Source organism: Kribbella turkmenica (genome assembly GCF_004348725.1).
Classification (GTDB): domain Bacteria; phylum Actinomycetota; class Actinomycetes; order Propionibacteriales; family Kribbellaceae; genus Kribbella; species Kribbella turkmenica.
Window position 1 is genome coordinate 14477 of the sequence record NZ_SMKR01000008.1, and the last position, 17249, is coordinate 31725.

Annotated in this window: 20 protein-coding genes; 13 read left to right on the top strand and 7 right to left on the bottom strand. The window is 71.1% G+C overall.

The window, feature by feature from the left end; translation table 11 throughout:
• Positions 1-21: 21 nt before the first annotated feature.
• Both E1218_RS03150 and E1218_RS03155 read left to right on the top strand, forming a co-directional pair.
• Positions 22-963 (top strand): NAD-dependent epimerase/dehydratase family protein, encoded by a 942-nt coding sequence (locus E1218_RS03150; RefSeq protein WP_132316022.1) that lies wholly within the window; start codon positions 22-24, stop codon positions 961-963.
• Positions 964-1031: 68 nt separating this feature from the next.
• Positions 1032-1754: an LmeA family phospholipid-binding protein gene (locus tag E1218_RS03155; RefSeq protein ID WP_132316024.1), complete on the top strand. Its 723-nt coding sequence runs from the start codon at positions 1032-1034 to the stop codon at positions 1752-1754.
• Here the strand turns inward: E1218_RS03155 and E1218_RS03160 are convergent.
• Complete coding sequence (locus E1218_RS03160) at positions 1738-2697, bottom strand: AraC-like ligand-binding domain-containing protein (RefSeq protein WP_132316026.1); 960 nt, start codon at positions 2695-2697, stop codon at positions 1738-1740. The genes E1218_RS03155 and E1218_RS03160 overlap by 17 nt on opposite strands.
• 102 nt (positions 2698-2799) lie before the next feature.
• Between E1218_RS03160 and E1218_RS03165 the strand changes: the two genes are divergently transcribed.
• The 3 genes from E1218_RS03165 to E1218_RS03175 all read left to right on the top strand — a co-directional run bounded on the left by E1218_RS03165 (position 2800) and on the right by E1218_RS03175 (position 5027).
• On the top strand, positions 2800-3807 hold the full coding sequence (locus E1218_RS03165) for a methyltransferase (RefSeq protein ID WP_132316028.1): 1008 nt from the start codon (positions 2800-2802) through the stop codon (positions 3805-3807).
• Between the two features lie 105 nt (positions 3808-3912).
• Positions 3913-4587, top strand: coding sequence for a PadR family transcriptional regulator (locus tag E1218_RS03170; RefSeq protein ID WP_132316030.1), 675 nt, complete (start codon positions 3913-3915; stop codon positions 4585-4587).
• Positions 4584-5027, top strand: coding sequence for a DUF1707 SHOCT-like domain-containing protein (locus E1218_RS03175; RefSeq protein WP_132316032.1), 444 nt, complete (start codon positions 4584-4586; stop codon positions 5025-5027). Before E1218_RS03170 ends, E1218_RS03175 begins: the two co-directional genes overlap by 4 nt.
• Here E1218_RS03175 and E1218_RS03180 read toward each other — a convergent pair.
• Positions 5015-5413, bottom strand: coding sequence for a VOC family protein (locus E1218_RS03180; RefSeq protein WP_202865743.1), 399 nt, complete (start codon positions 5411-5413; stop codon positions 5015-5017). The genes E1218_RS03175 and E1218_RS03180 overlap by 13 nt on opposite strands.
• A 47-nt stretch (positions 5414-5460) precedes the next feature.
• On the opposite strand from E1218_RS03180, the gene E1218_RS03185 reads away from it, so the two are divergent.
• From E1218_RS03185 to E1218_RS03195, 3 genes are all read left to right on the top strand, one after another.
• A complete protein-coding gene (locus E1218_RS03185; protein WP_132316034.1) occupies positions 5461-5826 on the top strand; it encodes a hypothetical protein in 366 nt (121 codons plus the stop codon).
• Positions 5827-5889: 63 nt separating this feature from the next.
• On the top strand, positions 5890-6519 hold the full coding sequence (locus E1218_RS03190) for a dihydrofolate reductase family protein (protein WP_132316036.1): 630 nt from the start codon (positions 5890-5892) through the stop codon (positions 6517-6519).
• Positions 6516-7334 carry a PhzF family phenazine biosynthesis protein gene (locus E1218_RS03195; RefSeq protein ID WP_132316038.1) on the top strand — a complete coding sequence of 273 codons (819 nt, stop codon included), beginning with the start codon at positions 6516-6518 and terminating at the stop codon, positions 7332-7334. Before E1218_RS03190 ends, E1218_RS03195 begins: the two co-directional genes overlap by 4 nt.
• Here the strand turns inward: E1218_RS03195 and E1218_RS03200 are convergent.
• Positions 7318-8373, bottom strand: coding sequence for a lipoate--protein ligase family protein (locus tag E1218_RS03200; protein WP_325052803.1), 1056 nt, complete (start codon positions 8371-8373; stop codon positions 7318-7320). The two genes, E1218_RS03195 and E1218_RS03200, sit on opposite strands and share 17 nt — an antisense overlap.
• A gap of 72 nt (positions 8374-8445) precedes the next feature.
• On the opposite strand from E1218_RS03200, the gene E1218_RS03205 reads away from it, so the two are divergent.
• Positions 8446-9078, top strand: coding sequence for a hemerythrin domain-containing protein (locus E1218_RS03205; protein WP_132316040.1), 633 nt, complete (start codon positions 8446-8448; stop codon positions 9076-9078).
• Here the strand turns inward: E1218_RS03205 and E1218_RS03210 are convergent, their stop codons facing one another.
• From E1218_RS03210 to E1218_RS03220, 3 genes are all read right to left on the bottom strand, one after another.
• Positions 9079-9645, bottom strand: coding sequence for an adenylate kinase (locus tag E1218_RS03210; RefSeq protein WP_267900267.1), 567 nt, complete (start codon positions 9643-9645; stop codon positions 9079-9081). It lies immediately after the preceding gene.
• 99 nt (positions 9646-9744) lie between these two features.
• Positions 9745-10170, bottom strand: a complete 426-nt coding sequence (locus E1218_RS03215; protein ID WP_132316044.1) for a VOC family protein — start codon at positions 10168-10170, stop codon at positions 9745-9747.
• A 2-nt stretch (positions 10171-10172) separates the two neighbouring features.
• Entirely contained in the window at positions 10173-10556 is a 384-nt protein-coding gene (locus E1218_RS03220; protein ID WP_132316046.1) for a YciI family protein, read from the bottom strand.
• 183 nt (positions 10557-10739) lie between these two features.
• Here E1218_RS03220 and E1218_RS03225 point away from each other — a divergent pair, with 183 nt between their 5' ends.
• From E1218_RS03225 to E1218_RS03235, 3 genes are all read left to right on the top strand, one after another.
• On the top strand, positions 10740-11516 hold the full coding sequence (locus E1218_RS03225) for an SDR family oxidoreductase (protein WP_132316156.1): 777 nt from the start codon (positions 10740-10742) through the stop codon (positions 11514-11516).
• 10 nt (positions 11517-11526) lie between these two features.
• Positions 11527-14208, top strand: coding sequence for an ATP-binding protein (locus E1218_RS03230; protein ID WP_233711969.1), 2682 nt, complete (start codon positions 11527-11529; stop codon positions 14206-14208).
• Between the two features lie 86 nt (positions 14209-14294).
• Entirely contained in the window at positions 14295-14588 is a 294-nt protein-coding gene (locus tag E1218_RS03235) for a hypothetical protein (RefSeq protein WP_132316048.1), read from the top strand.
• Here the strand turns inward: E1218_RS03235 and E1218_RS03240 are convergent.
• Positions 14564-15508 carry a DUF3800 domain-containing protein gene (locus tag E1218_RS03240; protein ID WP_132316050.1) on the bottom strand — a complete coding sequence of 315 codons (945 nt, stop codon included), beginning with the start codon at positions 15506-15508 and terminating at the stop codon, positions 14564-14566. The genes E1218_RS03235 and E1218_RS03240 overlap by 25 nt on opposite strands.
• A gap of 309 nt (positions 15509-15817) precedes the next feature.
• Between E1218_RS03240 and E1218_RS03245 the strand changes: the two genes are divergently transcribed.
• Complete coding sequence (locus E1218_RS03245; RefSeq protein ID WP_132316062.1) at positions 15818-17248, top strand: polysaccharide lyase 6 family protein; 1431 nt, start codon at positions 15818-15820, stop codon at positions 17246-17248.
• Position 17249 lies beyond the last annotated feature (1 nt).

The following is a 17249-nucleotide window of genomic DNA, read 5'->3' on the forward strand; positions in this document are numbered from 1 at the left end:
TTCTCCCGAAGGGGTGTCCACATGTCCCTGCACGTCATCGTCGGAGCCGGTCCGGTCGGATCGGCCACAGCGCGTCCCCTCGCCGCCCGCGGTGAGCAGGTCCGCCTCGTCACGCGCTCCGGCCGTCCGCCGCTGTCCACGAGCGGGAATGGCATCGAGTGTGTCGCGGCGGATGCGAGTGACGGCGAGGAGCTGGCCCGGCTGACGGCAGGGGCGGTGGCGTTGTACTCGTGCGCGGGCCCCGCCTACCACCGGTGGGTCACGGATTGGCCGCCGTTGGGTGCGGGACTGGTCCGCGCCGCCGAGGTCAGCGGAGCGGTGCTGGTGACGACCGGCAACCTCTACGGGTACGGCGAGGTGGACGGCCCGATCACCGAGGTCGCGCCGCTGCGGCCGAACTCGGTCAAGGGACGAGTACGGGCGAAGCTGTGGGAGGACGCGCTCGCGGCGCACGAGGCCGGGCGGATCAGGACGGCCGAGGTGCGCGGTTCGGACTACCTGGGCGCGCACGCGGTGTCGCCGTTCAGTGTGATGGTGTTGCCGAAGGTGATCGCCGGCGGTCGCGGGACGGCGCCGGCCGACCTGGACGCGCCGCACAGCTGGACGTACGTCGGTGACGTCGCCCGCACGCTGGTCGCGGTCGCGGCGGACGAGACGGCCTGGGGCCGGCCTTGGCATGTGCCCACTCCCCCGCCGGTCGCGATCCGCGAACTCGCCACCCGGGCAGCTCGACTGGCCGGAGCGCCGGCCGCCAGGGTCGCCAGCATGCCGCGGTTCGCGCTGCGGCTGGCGGGGTTGGTCAATCCGGCGGCCCGCGAGATGGTCGAGACGCAGTACCAGTGGCAGCGGCCGTTCGTGGTCGACTCGAAGGCGGCGACAGTTGCCTTTGGCATCGATCCGGTGGCGACCGAGGACGCGCTGAGCGAGACCGTCGAGGGAGTACGCGCCGGGACAGCCGGGTGACCGGTCGCCTTGGCGGTGTGCCCTAGGCTGTGCGTCTCGACGGGGTGCCGCCGATGGGAAGGGCTGGGATGGGTTCGAAGAGACCGCGGCGCTGGTTGCGGCGGCTGGTGGTCACAGTGGTGATCCTGGGGTGCCTGGCCGTGGCCGCCGACCGGGCGGCCGCGTGGGTGGCCGAGGACCGGCTGGCGACGATGGCGGCCGACGAGGCGGCGGAGTACGACGTCCGGGCCGCGGACACCAGCGTGGAGATCGGCGGGTTCGGGTTCCTGCCGCAGGTGGCCCGGGAGGAGTTCTCGACGGTCACGCTGACGATGCTTCGGCCGACGTTCTCGTCGGTCCCGGCCGAGGACCTCGTCGTCACGATGAACCGGGTGCACGTCCCGCGCGCGCTGATGACGGGCGGCTCCGGTGCGGCGGTCACGATCGAGGCGACCGAGCTGAAGCTCCGGTTGTCGCCGGCCGAGTTGACCAAGCTCGCGGCGCGGGCGACGAATCTGGACGACCTCCACCTGAGCATCGTCGACGGCCGGTTGCATGCGAAGCTGTCGGTCCGCGGCCAGGAAGTCGACGCGACGCTCAGCCCGACGGTCGAGGAGGGCCGTATCGTCCTCGCGGTCGACCAACTCTCCGACTCGATCCCGTCCGTCGTCCGCACGACCGTCTCCCGGCTGCTCGCCCGCGGAATCACTCTCCCGGAGATGCCGTTCGGCGCCTCGCTCAAGCAGGTCGCGGTCGAGGGCAGCTCCGTCGTCCTGGTGGCGACCGCCGACGATCTCACCTTCGCCGGCTGAGGGTACTGCGCAGTTCGACCGGCGGCACGCCGTACGCCGCGCGGAAGAGGCGGCTGAAGTGGGCCGGCGTGGTGAAACCCCACCGGGCGGCGACGGCCCCGACCGGAACGGCGGCCAGCGACGGATCGAGCAGATCGCGACGGCAGCGTTCCAGCCGCCGTCGACGGATCGACTCCACGACGGTCGTCTGCTCGCCCTCGAACAGCTTGTGCAGGTAGCGCACGGAGATGTACATCGCCGCGGCAATGCTGCGCGGTGACAGGGCCGGATCGCCGAGGTGCGCATCGATGAAGGCGTGGATCCGGAGCAGCAGCGCCCGCCGGCGCGACTCGGGCGGAACGACAGCACCTCCCCCCGCCCGGTCGGCCAGCAGGACCGACAGCAGATCCACCAACGCCGTGCCGAGCCGTGCACCGTCACCGGAGTCGAGGCGGCCCGGAAGCTGCAGCGCCAGCGAGGACACGAGTCCAGCGAGACCGTCGTCACCAGGCTGGCGGACACCGGTCAGTGCGGCGAGCTCGTCCGCCGGCAACGGCAGCACCGTCCGCGGGAACGCCACCGCAACCAGACCGGCGGCCGGGGTGTTCGCCCAAACACAAGGGCGGGACAGGTCGACCAGAGTGAAATCGCCGGGTGCGCAGAGGGCCTCGCGACCACGGTGCGCGATCAGCCCGTGGCCACGCGCCTGGACGTCGATCTTGTACAGCTCCGGATCCGAGGTGCTGATGTGCGTGTGCCGACGCGTCGCCCGCATCGTCGCACCGGTCGACAACTCGACCACCCGCACCGGACCCAGGTCGCCGACGCGCAGTCGGTCGCGGCCGTCCAGCGGCGTCGGCGGCAACGCCAGCTCGAGGCGCGTGAGTTTGTCGGCGACCACCTGGTGCCAGTAGTCGGCCCGAGCGTTCACCGGCTGGTCGTCAGCCCTGAACACGTCGCTCATCCGGTCACGGTAACCAAGCGCCCCGACGGAGTACACGGATTCTCACCAGCTGTGCACTCGTAGTCATGTCGCGCCCGCGTCACCCCGTGTCAGCGTCGGCGGATGACCATCAGAGACGAACTGCTCTTCGGCGCGACCGTGACCAAGGTCGTCACCGCGGCCGCCGAGCTCAACCTGGCCGACCGCCTGGCCGACGGACCCAGGTCGAGCGCCGACCTGTCCCGGCAGACCGCGACCGACCACAAGTCGCTCTACCGGCTCCTCCGGACCTTGGCCGGACTCGGCTTCGTCCAGCAGAGCGACACCGACGAGTTCAAGCTGACCGAGGCGGGCGAGAGCCTCCGCAGCGACACCGACGACTCGATCCACGCGCTGGCCACCATGCTGTGGGGCAAGGAGGCGTGGGTGAGCTGGGGTGAACTCGTCGCCGCGGTCCGCACCGGCGAGGCCGGCTGGAGCCAGGCCCACGGGATGTCGTGGATCGACTTCTACAGCCGCCACCCGGAGGCGTCGGCCACCTTCAACAAGGCGATGTCGCACCATTCCCGCGACGCTGCCCCCGGCCTGGTCGAGGCCGTCCGGCCGGCACGCTTCGACAGCATCGTGGACGTCGGCGGCGGCGACGGCACGCTGATGGCGGAGCTGCTGCACGTCGAACCCACGCTGCAGGGCATCGTGTTCGACCTGCCTTCGGGGCTCGACGACGCTGCGGCGACGCTGACGGCACGAGGTGTAGCCGATCGATGCCACCTGCAGCCGGGCGACTTCTTCGACGCCGTGCCCGCGGACGCTGACGCCTACCTGCTCAAGCAGATCCTGCACGACTGGGACGACGACGCCGCCGTCCAAATCCTCACCAGCTGCCGAACGGCGATGGCATCGGACGCCCGCCTGCTGATCCTCGAGCGCATGCTCTCCGAGGTCGTCGGCCGCGAGGACACGCCGACGCTCTTGATCGACATGCACATGCTGGTCGTGACGGGCGGGCGCGAGCGCACCGAGGCCGAGTTCCGGCACCTCCTCGGGCGGGCCGGCTTGACGATGACCGAGGTGAGCAAGGCGCTGCCGCCGTACGGCTACCACCTCATCGAAGCGGCGCCCGCGCAGTAGGTGGACCAGCGATGCCTGCCTCAGTTCGTGGTGGAGCCTTGGGTTGCGATGGCTCGCGATATATCGTCGACGTATCGCATCTTCACCTGAGGGACGGTGGTCGGGATGACCGGATCGACGTACGCCGCGGGGTGGCCCTGGCAGCACCTCGCACGGCACTGTTCAGCCTTCGACGACATCAAGGAAGAGTTGCGCGCCGCGATGTCCGGCGGCCGCCGGACCCACCACGGGCAGCACCCGTTCGGGGCGCACTGGGGGATGTTCGGCGGGCAGATGTTCGGGCCGCCGTGGGGAGCGCCGCCGCGCTGGCGCGGCCCGAAGGCACGCCGCGGCGACGTCCGCGCGGCGATCCTGGCCGTGCTCGCCGAGCAGCCGATGAACGGGTACCAGATCATCCAGGAGATCGCCGAGCGCAGCGGCGGCGTGTGGAAACCGAGCCCGGGCTCGATCTACCCGACCCTGCAGCAGCTCGAGGACGAGGGCCTGGTCACCGCCGACGCCGCGGTCGGCCGCCGGACGTTCACGCTGACCGACGAGGGCCGTACGTACGTCGCCGAGCACGCCGACGAGGTGTCCGCGCCGTGGGCGGCGATGAGCGCGCCGGCCGACGACGACGAGAACGGGCTGAAGCCGCTGCTCGGGCAGGTCGCGACGGCGATGTGGCAGATCCTCGCGACCGGTACGCCGGAGCAGCAGGCGCGAGCCAAGGACGCGGTCGCCGACCTCCGCCGCAGGCTGTACGGCATCCTCGCCGACGACGACCAGCAGGACCGGTCATGAGCTCGAACCTCCCGGAGCGCCACGGCCCGGTCCGGATCGGCGACGCCGAACGCGACCAGGCCGTGGCGATGCTCAGCGACCACTTCGTCGCCGGCCGGCTGACCCAGGACGAGTTCGAGGACCGCAGCGACCAGGCCACCCGGGCCCGGTACGCCGGTGACCTCGACCTGCTGTTCGACGACCTCCCGGACCCGGCCGAGCTGCAACTCGCCCGGAGCCCGTGGTCGCCGCCCGGCAAGGCCGCCGGCAGGCCGCCGCGGCAACGGCAGCGGCAGGGTCCGCCGCCGTTCGTGATGCTGGCGCCGATCCTGATGATCGGACTCGTCGTCACGTCGATCGCGCTGACCGCGCCGTGGCTGCTGTGGGGGCTGTTCTGGATCGCGCTGTTCAGCGGGGCGCACCGCCACCACCACGGCTGGCAGCACCATCACCGCCGCTGACGTCCTCGCTGCCGCGGGATCTCCTGCGCGAACTCCACCACGAACCCGTCGGGGTCGGCCACATGCACCGTCCGGTGTCCCCACGGACGGTCGGCCGGCCCGCTGAGCACGGTCACGCCCTGGGCCGCGAGGCGCTCGGCGCACGCGTCGACGTCCTCGACGACCAGCACGATCTCCGCCGCCGGCCCGGGCGTGACCGGCCGCCCGGTCAGCCACTCGGCCCGTCGCCGCTCGTACAGCGCGAACCGCGTCCCGGCCGTCCCGAATTCCGCGTAGCCCGCGTCGGTGAACTTGTACGGCAGCCCGAGCACGTCCCGGTAGAACCCGACCGACGCGTCGAGGTCGTCGACGTACAAGATCACGTAACCGATCTCCACGATCCCCATTGTCGGTGCGGCGCCCTAGTCTCGGCGGTGAGGGAGAGGAGAACGGGGTGTACGAGGGCGCAGTGATCCTGGAAAGCCTCCGGGTGGGCACCGAGCTGACCAGGATTCCGCTCGTGGTGCGCAAGATCAGCCGCTACGACGTCAGCAGTGCGACGACCGGCCGGCCGCAGGTGTGGTCGGTGCTGGAATTCGAGGTCGAGGACTGGCACGCCGAGACGCTGTCCAGGGAGCTGGCCTCCACGCTGGACGCGCCGGGGTGGTACGCCGACTTCCACAACGCCATGGAGATCTTCGTGGTGTTCCCGGGGCGCGTGTTCCGGTACGCCCGCGGCGACGCGGCGGCCAGGGCGGACGCCCAGGCGTTCGGGCGGGAACTGGGCATCCCCGAGCCGCAACTGGATTGGACCGAGTAGCCATGTCAAGGCCGGTGCCACGGCTCCGACCGACAGGTGCGAGCACAATCTGAGGAGACGATCATGGCGAAGGTTCGGGTCCACAACTACACGATCACGCTGGACGGTTTCGGTGCCGGCGTGAACCAGCGAGCGGACGCGCCGTTCGGGGACAACGTGGACGGTCTGCACGACTGGATGTTCGCGGCGCAGGAGGACAAGGCCGCCGGCGGGGGCGGGATCGACGCGGAGCGGGTCGGCCGGTGGGAGGAGGGCATCGGCGCGACGATCATGGGGCGGAACATGTTCGGCCCGGTGCGCGGCCCCTGGGAGGACGAGTCGTGGTCCGGCTGGTGGGGTGACAACCCGCCGTACCACCACGACGTCTTCGTGCACACCCACTATCCGCGGGCGCCGATCCCGCTGGAGGGCGGGACGACGTTCCACCTCACCGACGAGCCGGTCGAGACCGTGCTCGACCGGGCGATGAAGGCCGCCAACGGCCAGGACGTGATCATCGCCGGTGGCGCCGCGACCATCCAGCAGTACCTGCGGGCCGGCCTGATCGACGAGCTGTACCTCGTCCAGGTCCCGCTGCTGGCCGGCGCCGGCGAGCGACTGTTCGACAACGTCGCCGACGCCCTGCTGAACTACCAGGTGACCGAGATGGTCAGCTCCCCCACCGCCACCCACCTCACCTTGAGGCGCCGATGACCGAGATCCTGCGCTACACCGCCTTCACCACCGACCCGGCCGGCGGCAACCCGGCCGGGGTCGTGCTCGACGCGACCGGCCTGGACGACGCCGCGATGCAGGCGATCACCGCCGAGCTCGGCTACTCGGAAACCGCGTTCGTGACCGGGAAGTACGCGGTGCGGTACTTCTCCCCCAGGGCAGAGGTCCCGTTCTGCGGGCACGCCACCGTGGCCACCGCGGTGGCGCTCGCGGAGCGGATCGGCCCGGGCGAGCTGGTCTTCTCCACCCAGGCCGGGGAGGTGCCGGTCTCTGTGGACGAAGAGCTGCGGGCGACGCTGACCAGCGTCGAGCCGTACGTCGAGGAGGTTACCGACGTCAGCCAGGTGCTCGACATCCTCGGCTGGCGCGCCGACCAGCTCGATCCCGCCCTGCCACCGGCGATCGCGTACGCCGGTGCACGCCACCTCGTCCTGAGTACGTCGACCCGGCAACGGCTCGCGGACCTCGAGTACGACTTCGACCGCCTGCTGGCGTACATGCTCGAGCGCGATCTCACCACGTTGCAACTGGTCTGGCGTGAGTCCGCGACCACGTTCCACGTCCGGGACCCGTTCCCGGTCGGCGGCGTGGTCGAGGATCCGGCGACCGGTGCGGCGGCGGCCGCGTTCGGCGCCTACCTGCGGGAGCTCGGCGCCGTCGACGCCCCGGTCACGCTCACGCTGCACCAGGGTCACGACCTCGGCCGGCCGAGCCTGATCCGGGTCGAGCTGCGCGCCGAGGACACCAGGGTCCGGGTGAGCGGTCACGCCGTACCGATCACGGAACCCGGGTGAGCCAGTCCTCGGTGCCGAACTTCGTGCGCACGCGGTCCTCGGCCAGGTCGACGGTCGCCGGGTCGATCGTGCCGGGCTTGAGGCCGTAGCGGTTCGCGAACGAGCCGACCATCCGGTCGATCACCTCGGCCCGGTCGAGACCGGTCTGGCTGCGGAGCGGGTCCACCCGCTTGTTGGCGCTCGTCGTGCCCTTGTCGGACAGCTTCTCGCGGCCGATCCGCAGGACCTCGACCATCTTCGCGGCGTCCATGTCGTAGGCCATCGTGACGTGGTGCAGGACGGCACCGCCGGCCAGCCGCTTCTGCGCGGCGCCGGCGATCTTGCCCGCCGGCGAGGTGATGTCGTTGATCGGCTGGTACGTCGCCGCGATCCCGAGATCGTTGAGCGCGCCGATCACCCAGTCGTCGAGGAACGCGTACGACTCGACGAACGACAACCCGGAGACCAGTGACTCGGGCACGTAGAGCGAGTACGTGATGGTGTTCCCCGGCTCGACGAACATGGCTCCGCCGCCGCTGATCCGGCGGACCACGGTGACGTCGTTCCTGGCGGCACCGGCCAGGTCGACCTCGTTGCTCAGCGACTGGAAGCTGCCGATGATGACCGAGTTCGACGCCCACTCCCAGACGCGCAGCGTCGGCGGCCGCTCACCGGTCCCGACCTGCTCGGTCAGCACCTCGTCGAGCGCCATCTGCACTGCCGGCTCCCGCGGTACGTCGTGCACGAACTCCCACTCGTGGTCGCGCCAGCCGGTCGCTCCGGTCAACGCCCGGCGGACGGCGACCGCCACCGCGTCGGGCGAGAACCCGAGCATCTCGACGCCGTCACCCAGTACGCCGCGGACCCGAGCGGCCACCTGGGCCGCCGCGGTCGCCACCGGCAGTCCCGCGAGCGCACCGTTGATCCGCTCGAGCGCGTCGTCCGGCTCCAGGAAGAAGTCCCCGCTGATCTGCGCCCGGCGGACGTGCTCGCCGACGACGTCCAGGTCCGCGACGACCAGCTTCCCACCGGGCACCTTGTACTCACCATGCATGGTCATTGACAACTCGATCGGCGCGGCCGATGTTCCCGGTGCTTCCCTCGGCGAAGTGATCCGCCTACCCTCACGCTCATGGGGGAAATGAGTATGAACAAGGCGATCCACGCCGCCTTCCGGCGGGATCTGCAGCGATTCGTCGACGCATTCGAGCGGTTTCCGGCGGGGGATCGGCGGCGGGCCGCGCAACTGGCGACGGCCTGGGCCAACTTCGACGCGCAACTGACGAACCATCACGAAGGTGAGCACGAGATCGCCTGGCCGGCGTTGCAGTCGGTCGGTGTCGGTCCCGACGTTCTCACCCAGATGGATGCCGAGCACGACACCATGGCCGCGGCTCTGACGGCGGCCCGGAGTGCACTCGCGACCCTGAGCCGGACAGCGAGTGCGGAGGACGCGGCGGCCGCGCTGACCGCGATGCGGGAGCTGCAGCGGGTCACGGTGCTGCACCTGGATCACGAGGAGGCCGAGATCGAGCCGTTGTACCTGGAGAACAAGGACTCCGACGCGATGAAGGCGATGGGCAGGCAGTTCGCCAAGGTCAGCCCGGCGCAGGGCGGCACGTTCTTCGCCTGGGTCACCGACGGCGCCGGCCCGGAGGAGCTGACCGCGGTCACCAGCACCGTCCCGAAGCCGGTCTTCACCGTGATCACCGGGCTGTTCGGCCGCACCTACCGCAAGACGGTCGCGCCGGTCTGGCGCTCCTGATCACTCGGCCGGGGTGAGCGCGCCGGCGACGTGCAGGAGGCGGTGGCGGACCTCGTGGATCTCGCCGTTGCCGTCGACCTCGCGGAGCAGGCCGCGTTCGTCGTACACGCTGATCAGCGGGACGGTCTGGTCGGAGTACACCTGCAGCCGGCGCCGGATCACGTCCTCGGTGTCGTCGGAGCGGTGCTCGGTCTCGGCCCGGCGGAGCAGCCGCCGGACCAGGTGCTCGTGGTCGACGCGGAGGACGACGACCGCGTCGACGCCGCGGATCTCGTCCAGCACGGCGACCTGGTCGAGGGTGCGCGGGTAGCCGTCCAGGAGGAAGCCCGGGCGGCAGTCGTCGGCGGCCAGGCGCTCGCGGACCATCGCGTTGGTGACCTCGTCCGGGACGTACTCGCCGGCGTCCAGGTAGCGCTGGGCGGTCCGTCCCAGGTCGGTCCCGGCGGCGACCTGGGCCCGGAAGATGTCGCCGGTCGAGATGACCGGCACGCCGAGACGGCCGGCGAGGTGCTCGGCGTGGGTTCCCTTGCCGGCACCGGGTGGGCCCATCAGGACGACGGTCGTCACGGTCTGAGCTCCTGACTCTCGGTAAGTTTCAACAGAGTAGGAGAACTTCCGCGCCGGCGGTACGGCGTACATCACCTCATCGCCGGGGCTTCGGTCACATCACTGGGTACGTCTCTGATTCCCTGCGTGCTGCGGATCGGAGACGTGCCGCTGGTCGACCGGATCCCAGGTGGACAGGCAGAACGGGTGCCCGGCCGGGTCCGCGAAGACCAGGCAGTGGTCGTCGTTCGGCTGGTGGGCGTACCGGGTGGCACCCGCGGCGAGCACCCGCGCCCCGGTCGCGGCGAGGTCGTCGACGGTGAAGTCGAGGTGCATCTGGATCGGTGTCGCCGGATCCGGCCAGGTCGGCGGGACGTAGGCCGGATCGGTCTGGAAGTCGATCCGCCCGTTCGGCCCGGTGACGGTCGCCCAGACCGGGTCGACGTACACGATCGTCCCGCCGGTGATTTCGGCGTAGAACCGCGCCAGCTCGGTGGCGTCGGGGCAGTTGAGCGTCGGCGAGGCGAGCCGGATCCGGTCGGACACGTCTACGCCACCGGCCGGAGCTCGATCGTGTCACCCGGACCGGCGAACTTGGCCGCGATCTCCTCGGCGCGCTCCCGGGTGGCGAAGTCGAACACGAAGAACCCGGCCAACTGCTCCTTCGCCTCGGCATACAGGCCGTCCGTGCCTACCAGCCGCCCGCCCGGCCACTTCCCTCCCCAGCGGTAGACGCGCGACGAGGCCGGGTCGTCCAAAGCCTCCGCGGTCAGGAACTCCCCCGACGCCTGCAGCTCGGCGAGCAGCTCGTCGAACTCCTTGTACATCTGCTGCCGCTGGTCGACCGGAATCGTCCGCCCCACCTCGGTGTGGTCGACCGTTGGGTGGCCCCACGGCCGCGGGTTCGAGTGGATCAAGATCACGTACTTCACAACGTCCTCCTGTGCTGTGTGCCGCTCTAGGCAGGAGACGTCGGACTCCCGGCGTCACGCTCGACATTCTGCCGCGAGGTGACCCCGGACACACCGGTCACACCGCCCCCTCGGGGTCCGTCAGAGGAATGAGGGTCCGGGGAGAAGGGGCCCCGCGGACGAGTGGAGGACGTTGTGAGCACCATGCTGGTGACTGGCGGGACCGGAACGCTCGGGCGACAGGTCGTGCCCTTGGTGCGGGCGGCCGGTTGGAAGGTCCGGGTGCTGAGCCGGCACGCGAAGGACCGCGGCGACGGGGTCGAGTACGTCGCGGCGGACCTGTTGCAGGATGACAGACTCGACGCCGCGGTGGCAGGTGTCGACGTGATGATGCATCTGGCCGGCGGCCCCAAGGGCGACGACGTCGGAACGCGGAATCTGGTCCGGGCGGCGGAGCGGGCCGGGGTCAAGCACCTGGTGCACATCTCCGTGACCGCGGTGGACCAGTTGCCGCTCGGCTACTTCAAGGCGAAGCTCGGCGCCGAGCAGGCCGTACGGGCGTCGTCGGTGCCGTGGACCGTCGTCCGGGCGGCGCAGTTCCACGACTTCACGTTGAAGACCGTGCAGGCGATGGCGAAGCTGCCGGTGCTGCCCGTTCCCGGCGGGCTGCGGCTCCAGCCGGTGGACGCCCGCGACGTGGCCGAGCGGTTGGTCGAGCTCGCGCTGGGAGAGCCGGCCGGTCTGGTGCCGGACCTGGTCGGACCGAAGGTCTACAGCCTCGGCGAACTGGCCCGCGGCTACCTGCAGGCGACCGGCAAGCGCCGGCTGTCGATCCCGGTCCGGGTGCCCGGCAAGGCCGGCAAGGTGTACCGGGCCGGTGGCAACCTGACGCTCAGCGGCGCCGACGTCGGCACCCGCACCTGGGAGGCCTTCCTGGCGGCGCAGACCGAGAGGGCTTCCGCCACGGCGCTCGAGAGGTGATGCTTGCCTCATGGCGATGGTGGGGCGCCGGGGGGAACTGCGAGCGCTGCGCAGGTGGGTGGACCAGGCTCGTGCGGGGCGCGGGCGGCTGGTCCTGTGCACCGGCGAGGCAGGAATCGGCAAGACCCGGCTGGCGCAAGAGGCCGCCGGTGTCGCCCTCGCGCAGGGAGCAGCCGTCGCCTGGGGCCGCTGCGTCGAGACCGACGGTGCGCCGGCCTACTGGCCGTGGCGGCAGGTACTGCGCTCCCTCGACCTCGACGCTGACCGGGTGCTCGCCGGCGACGACCGCTTCACGCTCTTCGAGGAAGTCACCGACCAGGTACGCCGGGCAGCCGGCGACCGTGGCCTGGTCGTCGTCCTGGACGACGTCCACCGTGGTGACGACCCGTCCCTCCTGGTCCTGCGCCACCTCGCCGGTCACCTCACCACCCTGCCGGTCCTGATCCTCGCCACCGCCCGCGACACCACCCGCCTGGGCGACCTGTCCGCGGCCGAACGCCTCGAACTGCCCGCCCTGACCGCGGCGCAGGTCGCCGAACAGTTGTCATTAGCAACCAATGATCCGGGGCTGACGGCAACCGTCCACGACGTCACCGGCGGCAATCCGCTGTTCGTCCGTGAACTGACCCGGGCGATCGCCGACGGATCCTGGCGGCCCGACCAGCCGCCGCCGCGCTCGGTCCGGGACATCGTCCGCGGCCGGCTCGACCGGGCCTCGGACGGCTGCCGCCGGCTGGTCCAGGCGGCGGCGATCGTCGGCCGCGACTTCCGCCTCCGGACGGTGGCCGCAACGCTGGACCGATCGGTCGAGGACTGCCTGCCCCTGGTGGACGAGGCGGCCGACCTGGGCTTCGTCGAGCGTGTCGAGGACTTCCGGTTCGTGCACGCGCTCACCCGGGACGCCGTCGAAGCCTCGCTGACGACGGCGGAGCGGACCAGACTCCATCAGGCGGTGGCGACCGCGCTCGAGGACGAGCCGGACGAGCAACTGGCCACGATCGCCGGTCACCACGCGTTCCTCGCGCAGCACGGCGACGGTACGACGGCCCGGACGTGGATGGTCCGGGCTGCCGAGGACGCCGTCCGGCGACTGGCGTACGAGGAAGGGGTCCGGCTGTACCGGCAGGCGCTGACGACACGGCCGATCGCCGCGCGGGAGTGGTGCGAGATCTCGATCGCGCTGGGCAGGGCGGCGTACCTGGCGGGAGATCTGCACGGATGTTGTGCCGCGGCCGTCGAGGCGGCCGCGGCGGCGCAGAGTCCCGGGCAGGCGGCCGAGGCGGCGCTGATCCTCGAGGCGATGCCCGACCCGACGATCAACGCGACGGCGAAGCGTCTGTGTGAAGACGCGCTTGCCCAGGAGCTCGAACCCGCGCTGCGCGCGCGATTGCTCGCCTTGCGCAGCCATCTCGCCTTCTACGACGGGGAACAGTCGAGGCTGGACGCACTCAGTTCCGAGGCGCTGACACTGGCGCGGGACTCAGCGGACGACCGCGCCCTCGCTGACGCCCTGCGGGCTCGGCAGGAGGCTTGTCCGGGCCCCGCCGGTCGCGCCGAGCGGCTGGAGCTCGCCGCCGAGATGCTGGAGCTCGCCAGGCGGACCAGCGATCCGCGCGCGGAGATGTGGGGCGAGATCTGGCGGCTCGACGCACTGATCGAGAGCGGTCGCCTGGCTGCGGCGGCCGAGGAACTTCCCCGCCTCCACGTCGCCGTCGACCGGCTCGGCGGACCGGTCGCCGCCTGGCACCACGACCGGATCGCCGCCTGTGTCGCCCAGGCCCGCGGCCTGTACGCCGAGGCCGCGGCGCTCGGCCGGCGCGGATTCGACCGGATGCGGCCGATCGAGCAGGCACCGGCGACCGGGGCGTACTTCGCGCTGCAGCTCGCCCTGGCCGGACATGCCGGCGTCACCGACGAGATGCGGCAGTTCGCCGAGCAGCCGTTCCAGCCACCGCCGCGGTTCGTCACGCTGTCGCTGCTGTCCCGGGCCCAGCTGCAGCTCTGTACGAACTCACCCGAGCTCGCGGCGGCGTCGTACCGGCAGGCGGGTCCGATCGACTCGTGGTCGTTGCCGGCGTTCTTCGTGCTGCCGGCCTATGTCTACGCGGCCCTGGCGTGCTGCGGCCTCGGCCGGTACGACGACCTCGCCGTCCTGCTGGAACGGCTGCAACCGTTCCGTGGAGAGCATGCCGTCGGCAACGGTGTCGCCTACATGGGCCCGGCCGAGCTGGCGATCGGCCGGACCGCGGCGGCGCTTGGCCGGCTGGACACTGCGGTCGAGGACCTGTCGACGGCGGTCGGCCAGGCCGAGAGCGCCGGAGCTACCGGATTCGTCGCCGAGGCGCAGTATCACCTGGCCTGCACTCTGTTCACCCGCGACCGACCGGGTGACCGCGACCGGGCCGGACCGCTCGCGACCGAGGCCGCGCGGTTGGCCGACGCCCTCGGCATGACCGCGTACACCGAACGCACAGGCCTGCTGGCGGCCCGGTTGAACGGCGGCGAGACGCACGGGTTGAGCACCCGCGAACTGGAGGTCGCCGGGCTGGTCGCCGAAGGACTGACCAACCGGCAGATCGCCGGCCGGCTGGTGATCTCGGAGCGCACCGCGCAGAACCACGTCCAGCACATCCTCACCAAGCTCGGCTTCACCACCCGCAGCCAGATCGCGGCCTGGTCCAGTCGCCGATGAGTACCCCGGATGAGTGATCTGGCGGATTCCGGGTCGCCGCCCGATCCCTAGCGTGACGGCTGAAGGCACTCATCGAAGGAGGAATCATGCAGTGGATCGCAGTCGCCACCCCGCCGTTCGCGGCGATCGAGCAGTTCGACCAGGTGCTGGACCAACTCGGCGAGACACAGGTCGAGGGCTTGCAGGCGCGGTACCTCGGGACGACGGCCGACGGGCTCCGCGTGGTCACGCTCTGGGAGACCAAGGAGCACGCCGACCGGTTCTTCGCCGACCGCCTCGGCCCGGTGCTGGCCAAGGTTCTCGGCCCTGAACCGGCCGGCCGGCCGGAGATCCTCGGCATCGAGGTCGCCCGGAGCTACACCCGCCAACCGGCCGGCTGATCACATCCGGTGGGCGGGTCGAGGGAGGGTGGCCCGCCCACCAGGTACGGCCGGAGCAAGCGGCTCGGTCGCTTGTGCAGCCGACGCGCGATACCGGCCAGCAGATCGGCCACCTGCACGCGCGGATCGTGTCGCGAGTCGACCTGAGTCACGGTCAGCAGCGGCGGGGGCGCCGGGAACGCTGCCCCGGCCAGGTACGTGCGCAGTCTGGCGAGCCGGTGCCGGGTCAGCGCACTCTGCTCGTCGTGCACGACCGCCACCGACCGGTGGCCGGCGCTCCAGAACAACGCGGTCTCGGCCAGTGCGGGCACCATCGGCTCGAGCGGGGGCGGAATCGCCGGATCGTCGTCGATCAACCGCAGCAGGACGGCTTCCACGTGTGCACGCGTCACCTCCCGCAGTGCGGGGACGCCGGCCGGCACCGTCTCGAAGAAGCGGTCGATCGATCCGTTGTCGAGCAGTTTGAGCCGCTTGGTCCGCGTCATCGCGACGAACGCGTCCAGGAACGCCGTCCGGCCCGGTGCCCGGTACACGTCGAGCGCGGCGGCGTAGTGATCGCGGTCCAGGCTGAGGCCGGCGCCGTACGACGGTTCGGCGACGAGCAACTCGATCACCCGGCGGGCGAGGTACCAGGTCTTGTCGATGACGTGGACGTGCGCCCGGCCGCATAGGGCGGTCAGGAACCACTCGAGCTCGAGCCGCTGCTCGGGCCGCAGCAGCAGGTTGGACTTGTACTCGGTGGATCCGCGGCGCCGCAACGACGACCGGAGGACGGCGACCACCTCGGCGGCCTCCGGTACGGCGAGATCCACGCCCGCGTGGGTGATCACCGGCGATCCGGGGTCCAGGAGGTTGCTCCCGGAGAATCCCGACTCGTCACAGGCGATCTCGATCCACGCCCGCGTCGGCAGGGTGTGCATGATGAGCTCCAAAGGCCGAAAGGGCTGCACGCTGACGAGGCCCGTCGGGGGTGACGGGCGTGATCCGGCGAGGTGTCGCGGACTCAGTGAGCGGCAGCGGCCTTCGGAGACATGCGTCCCATGATCGGCGATCCGGGGGCGGACGCACCAGGGATTTGTGGGCCACCGACCGGCCGCGGAACTGCCGGCGGCTCCGTCCCGCCTGGCGGGACATCAGGCCCGGTTCCTCGGTAAGCGCTTGCCCGACGGTAGTTGCCCGCCCAGACTGAGCGACACATTCCGGACCACCGCCCCGATCTGGAGGACAACATGCATCGCCGAACCTTCCTGACCACCGTCGGCGTCGGCCTCGCCACCACCGGCGTCGTCGTCCCACCCGCCCACTCGTCCGCCACCAACCGTGCCCGGGCCGTCCGGGCACGCACGCTCGACGAGCTCCGGCGCGCGATCGCGGCCGCCGGACCGGGTGACGAGATCGTGCTCGCCAACGGGACGTACGCCGTACCGGACGGCCGGACGATCGCGATCCAGGGCAAGCGCGGTACCGCCGACGCACCGATCACCGTGCGCGCCGAGTCGATCGGCGGGGTGACGCTGACCGGCAGCCGAGGGTTCGTGTTCGGCGACTCGTCGTACGTGACGGTGAGCGGGTTCGACCTGCGGCAGCGGACGACGTTCGAGGTACCGACGAGCTGCCACCACGTCCGGATCAGCCGGAACGACTTCCAGCTGGCCGATGTCGAAGGGCTGCACTGGCTGATGATCCGCGGCGACCACGCGACCGTCGAACGCAACCACTTCCACGGCAGGTCCACCCTCGGCGTCTTCCTCGGCGTGGAGGGACCCAGGTCCGACACGATGGCGCGCGGCGTCCGGATCAGCCGGAACCACTTCTCCGACCACACCTTCGCCGGCGACAACGGCGGCGAGCCGATCCGGCTCGGTCTGAGCGGCCGGTCGCTCAGCGACGCGGGCGCGATCGTCGAGTACAACCTGTTCGAACGCGTCGACGGCGACCCGGAGGCGATCTCGGTGAAGTCGTCCGGCAACACCATCCGGTACAACACCATTCGCGACAGCCTCGGCGGGATCGTGCTGCGGCACGGCAACCGGTCCCGGGTCGAGGGCAACCACCTCCTTGCCGGAAGCAACGGAATCCGGATTTACGGCAACGACCATATGATCGTCAACAACTACCTCGAGCGGATCGGCGGCTCGGGGGTCGTGCTCGGCAGCGGGAACGTGCAGGACCACAAGCCCGAGGACTCGCCGGAGAGCCGCCGCGGCAACGACGCGCCGGACCGGGTGACGATCGCGCTGAACACGATCCTGTCCTGCGGTACGGCGATCAGCGGGGAGTCCCAGCGGACGCTGCCTCCCCGCGAGTGCACGATCGCCGACAACCTTCTGGTCGGCGACGCGGGCAGGGTCCTGGTGTCGATGCCGTACCTGCAGGGCATCAGCTGGTCCGGCAACCTCTGCTGGGGCGCCGCCGCCGACGGCAACATCCCCGGTGGGTTCAGCCGGAAGGACCCGCAGCTCACCACCGGCTCCGACGGCGTCCGTCGGCTCAGCTCCGGCAGCCCGGCGATCAACGCGGCGAGCAGGACCTATGCGAACGTCACCCGCGACGTCGACGGACACCCGCGCACCGGCCGGGCGGACGTCGGCGCCGACGAGTACAGCCCGTCCGCCCCGCTCAACCGCCCCCTCACCCCGGCGGACGTCGGGCCGCGATGAG

What these genes read in the sequence shown, in the direction of transcription:
- E1218_RS03150 (WP_132316022.1), top strand. Translation starts at nt 22, where the DNA reads ATGTCCCTGCACGTCATCGTCGGAGCCGGTCCGGTCGGATCGGCCACA.
- E1218_RS03155 (WP_132316024.1), top strand. Translation starts at nt 1,032, where the DNA reads ATGGGTTCGAAGAGACCGCGGCGCTGGTTGCGGCGGCTGGTGGTCACA.
- E1218_RS03160 (WP_132316026.1), bottom strand. Translation starts at nt 2,697, where the DNA reads ATGAGCGACGTGTTCAGGGCTGACGACCAGCCGGTGAACGCTCGGGCC.
- E1218_RS03165 (WP_132316028.1), top strand. Translation starts at nt 2,800, where the DNA reads ATGACCATCAGAGACGAACTGCTCTTCGGCGCGACCGTGACCAAGGTC.
- E1218_RS03170 (WP_132316030.1), top strand. Translation starts at nt 3,913, where the DNA reads ATGACCGGATCGACGTACGCCGCGGGGTGGCCCTGGCAGCACCTCGCA.
- E1218_RS03175 (WP_132316032.1), top strand. Translation starts at nt 4,584, where the DNA reads ATGAGCTCGAACCTCCCGGAGCGCCACGGCCCGGTCCGGATCGGCGAC.
- E1218_RS03180 (WP_202865743.1), bottom strand. Translation starts at nt 5,413, where the DNA reads ATGGGGATCGTGGAGATCGGTTACGTGATCTTGTACGTCGACGACCTC.
- E1218_RS03190 (WP_132316036.1), top strand. Translation starts at nt 5,890, where the DNA reads ATGGCGAAGGTTCGGGTCCACAACTACACGATCACGCTGGACGGTTTC.
- E1218_RS03195 (WP_132316038.1), top strand. Translation starts at nt 6,516, where the DNA reads ATGACCGAGATCCTGCGCTACACCGCCTTCACCACCGACCCGGCCGGC.
- E1218_RS03200 (WP_325052803.1), bottom strand. Translation starts at nt 8,373, where the DNA reads ATGACCATGCATGGTGAGTACAAGGTGCCCGGTGGGAAGCTGGTCGTC.
- E1218_RS03205 (WP_132316040.1), top strand. Translation starts at nt 8,446, where the DNA reads ATGGGGGAAATGAGTATGAACAAGGCGATCCACGCCGCCTTCCGGCGG.
- E1218_RS03225 (WP_132316156.1), top strand. Translation starts at nt 10,740, where the DNA reads ATGCTGGTGACTGGCGGGACCGGAACGCTCGGGCGACAGGTCGTGCCC.
- E1218_RS03230 (WP_233711969.1), top strand. Translation starts at nt 11,527, where the DNA reads ATGGCGATGGTGGGGCGCCGGGGGGAACTGCGAGCGCTGCGCAGGTGG.
- E1218_RS03235 (WP_132316048.1), top strand. Translation starts at nt 14,295, where the DNA reads ATGCAGTGGATCGCAGTCGCCACCCCGCCGTTCGCGGCGATCGAGCAG.
- E1218_RS03240 (WP_132316050.1), bottom strand. Translation starts at nt 15,508, where the DNA reads ATGCACACCCTGCCGACGCGGGCGTGGATCGAGATCGCCTGTGACGAG.
- E1218_RS03245 (WP_132316062.1), top strand. Translation starts at nt 15,818, where the DNA reads ATGCATCGCCGAACCTTCCTGACCACCGTCGGCGTCGGCCTCGCCACC.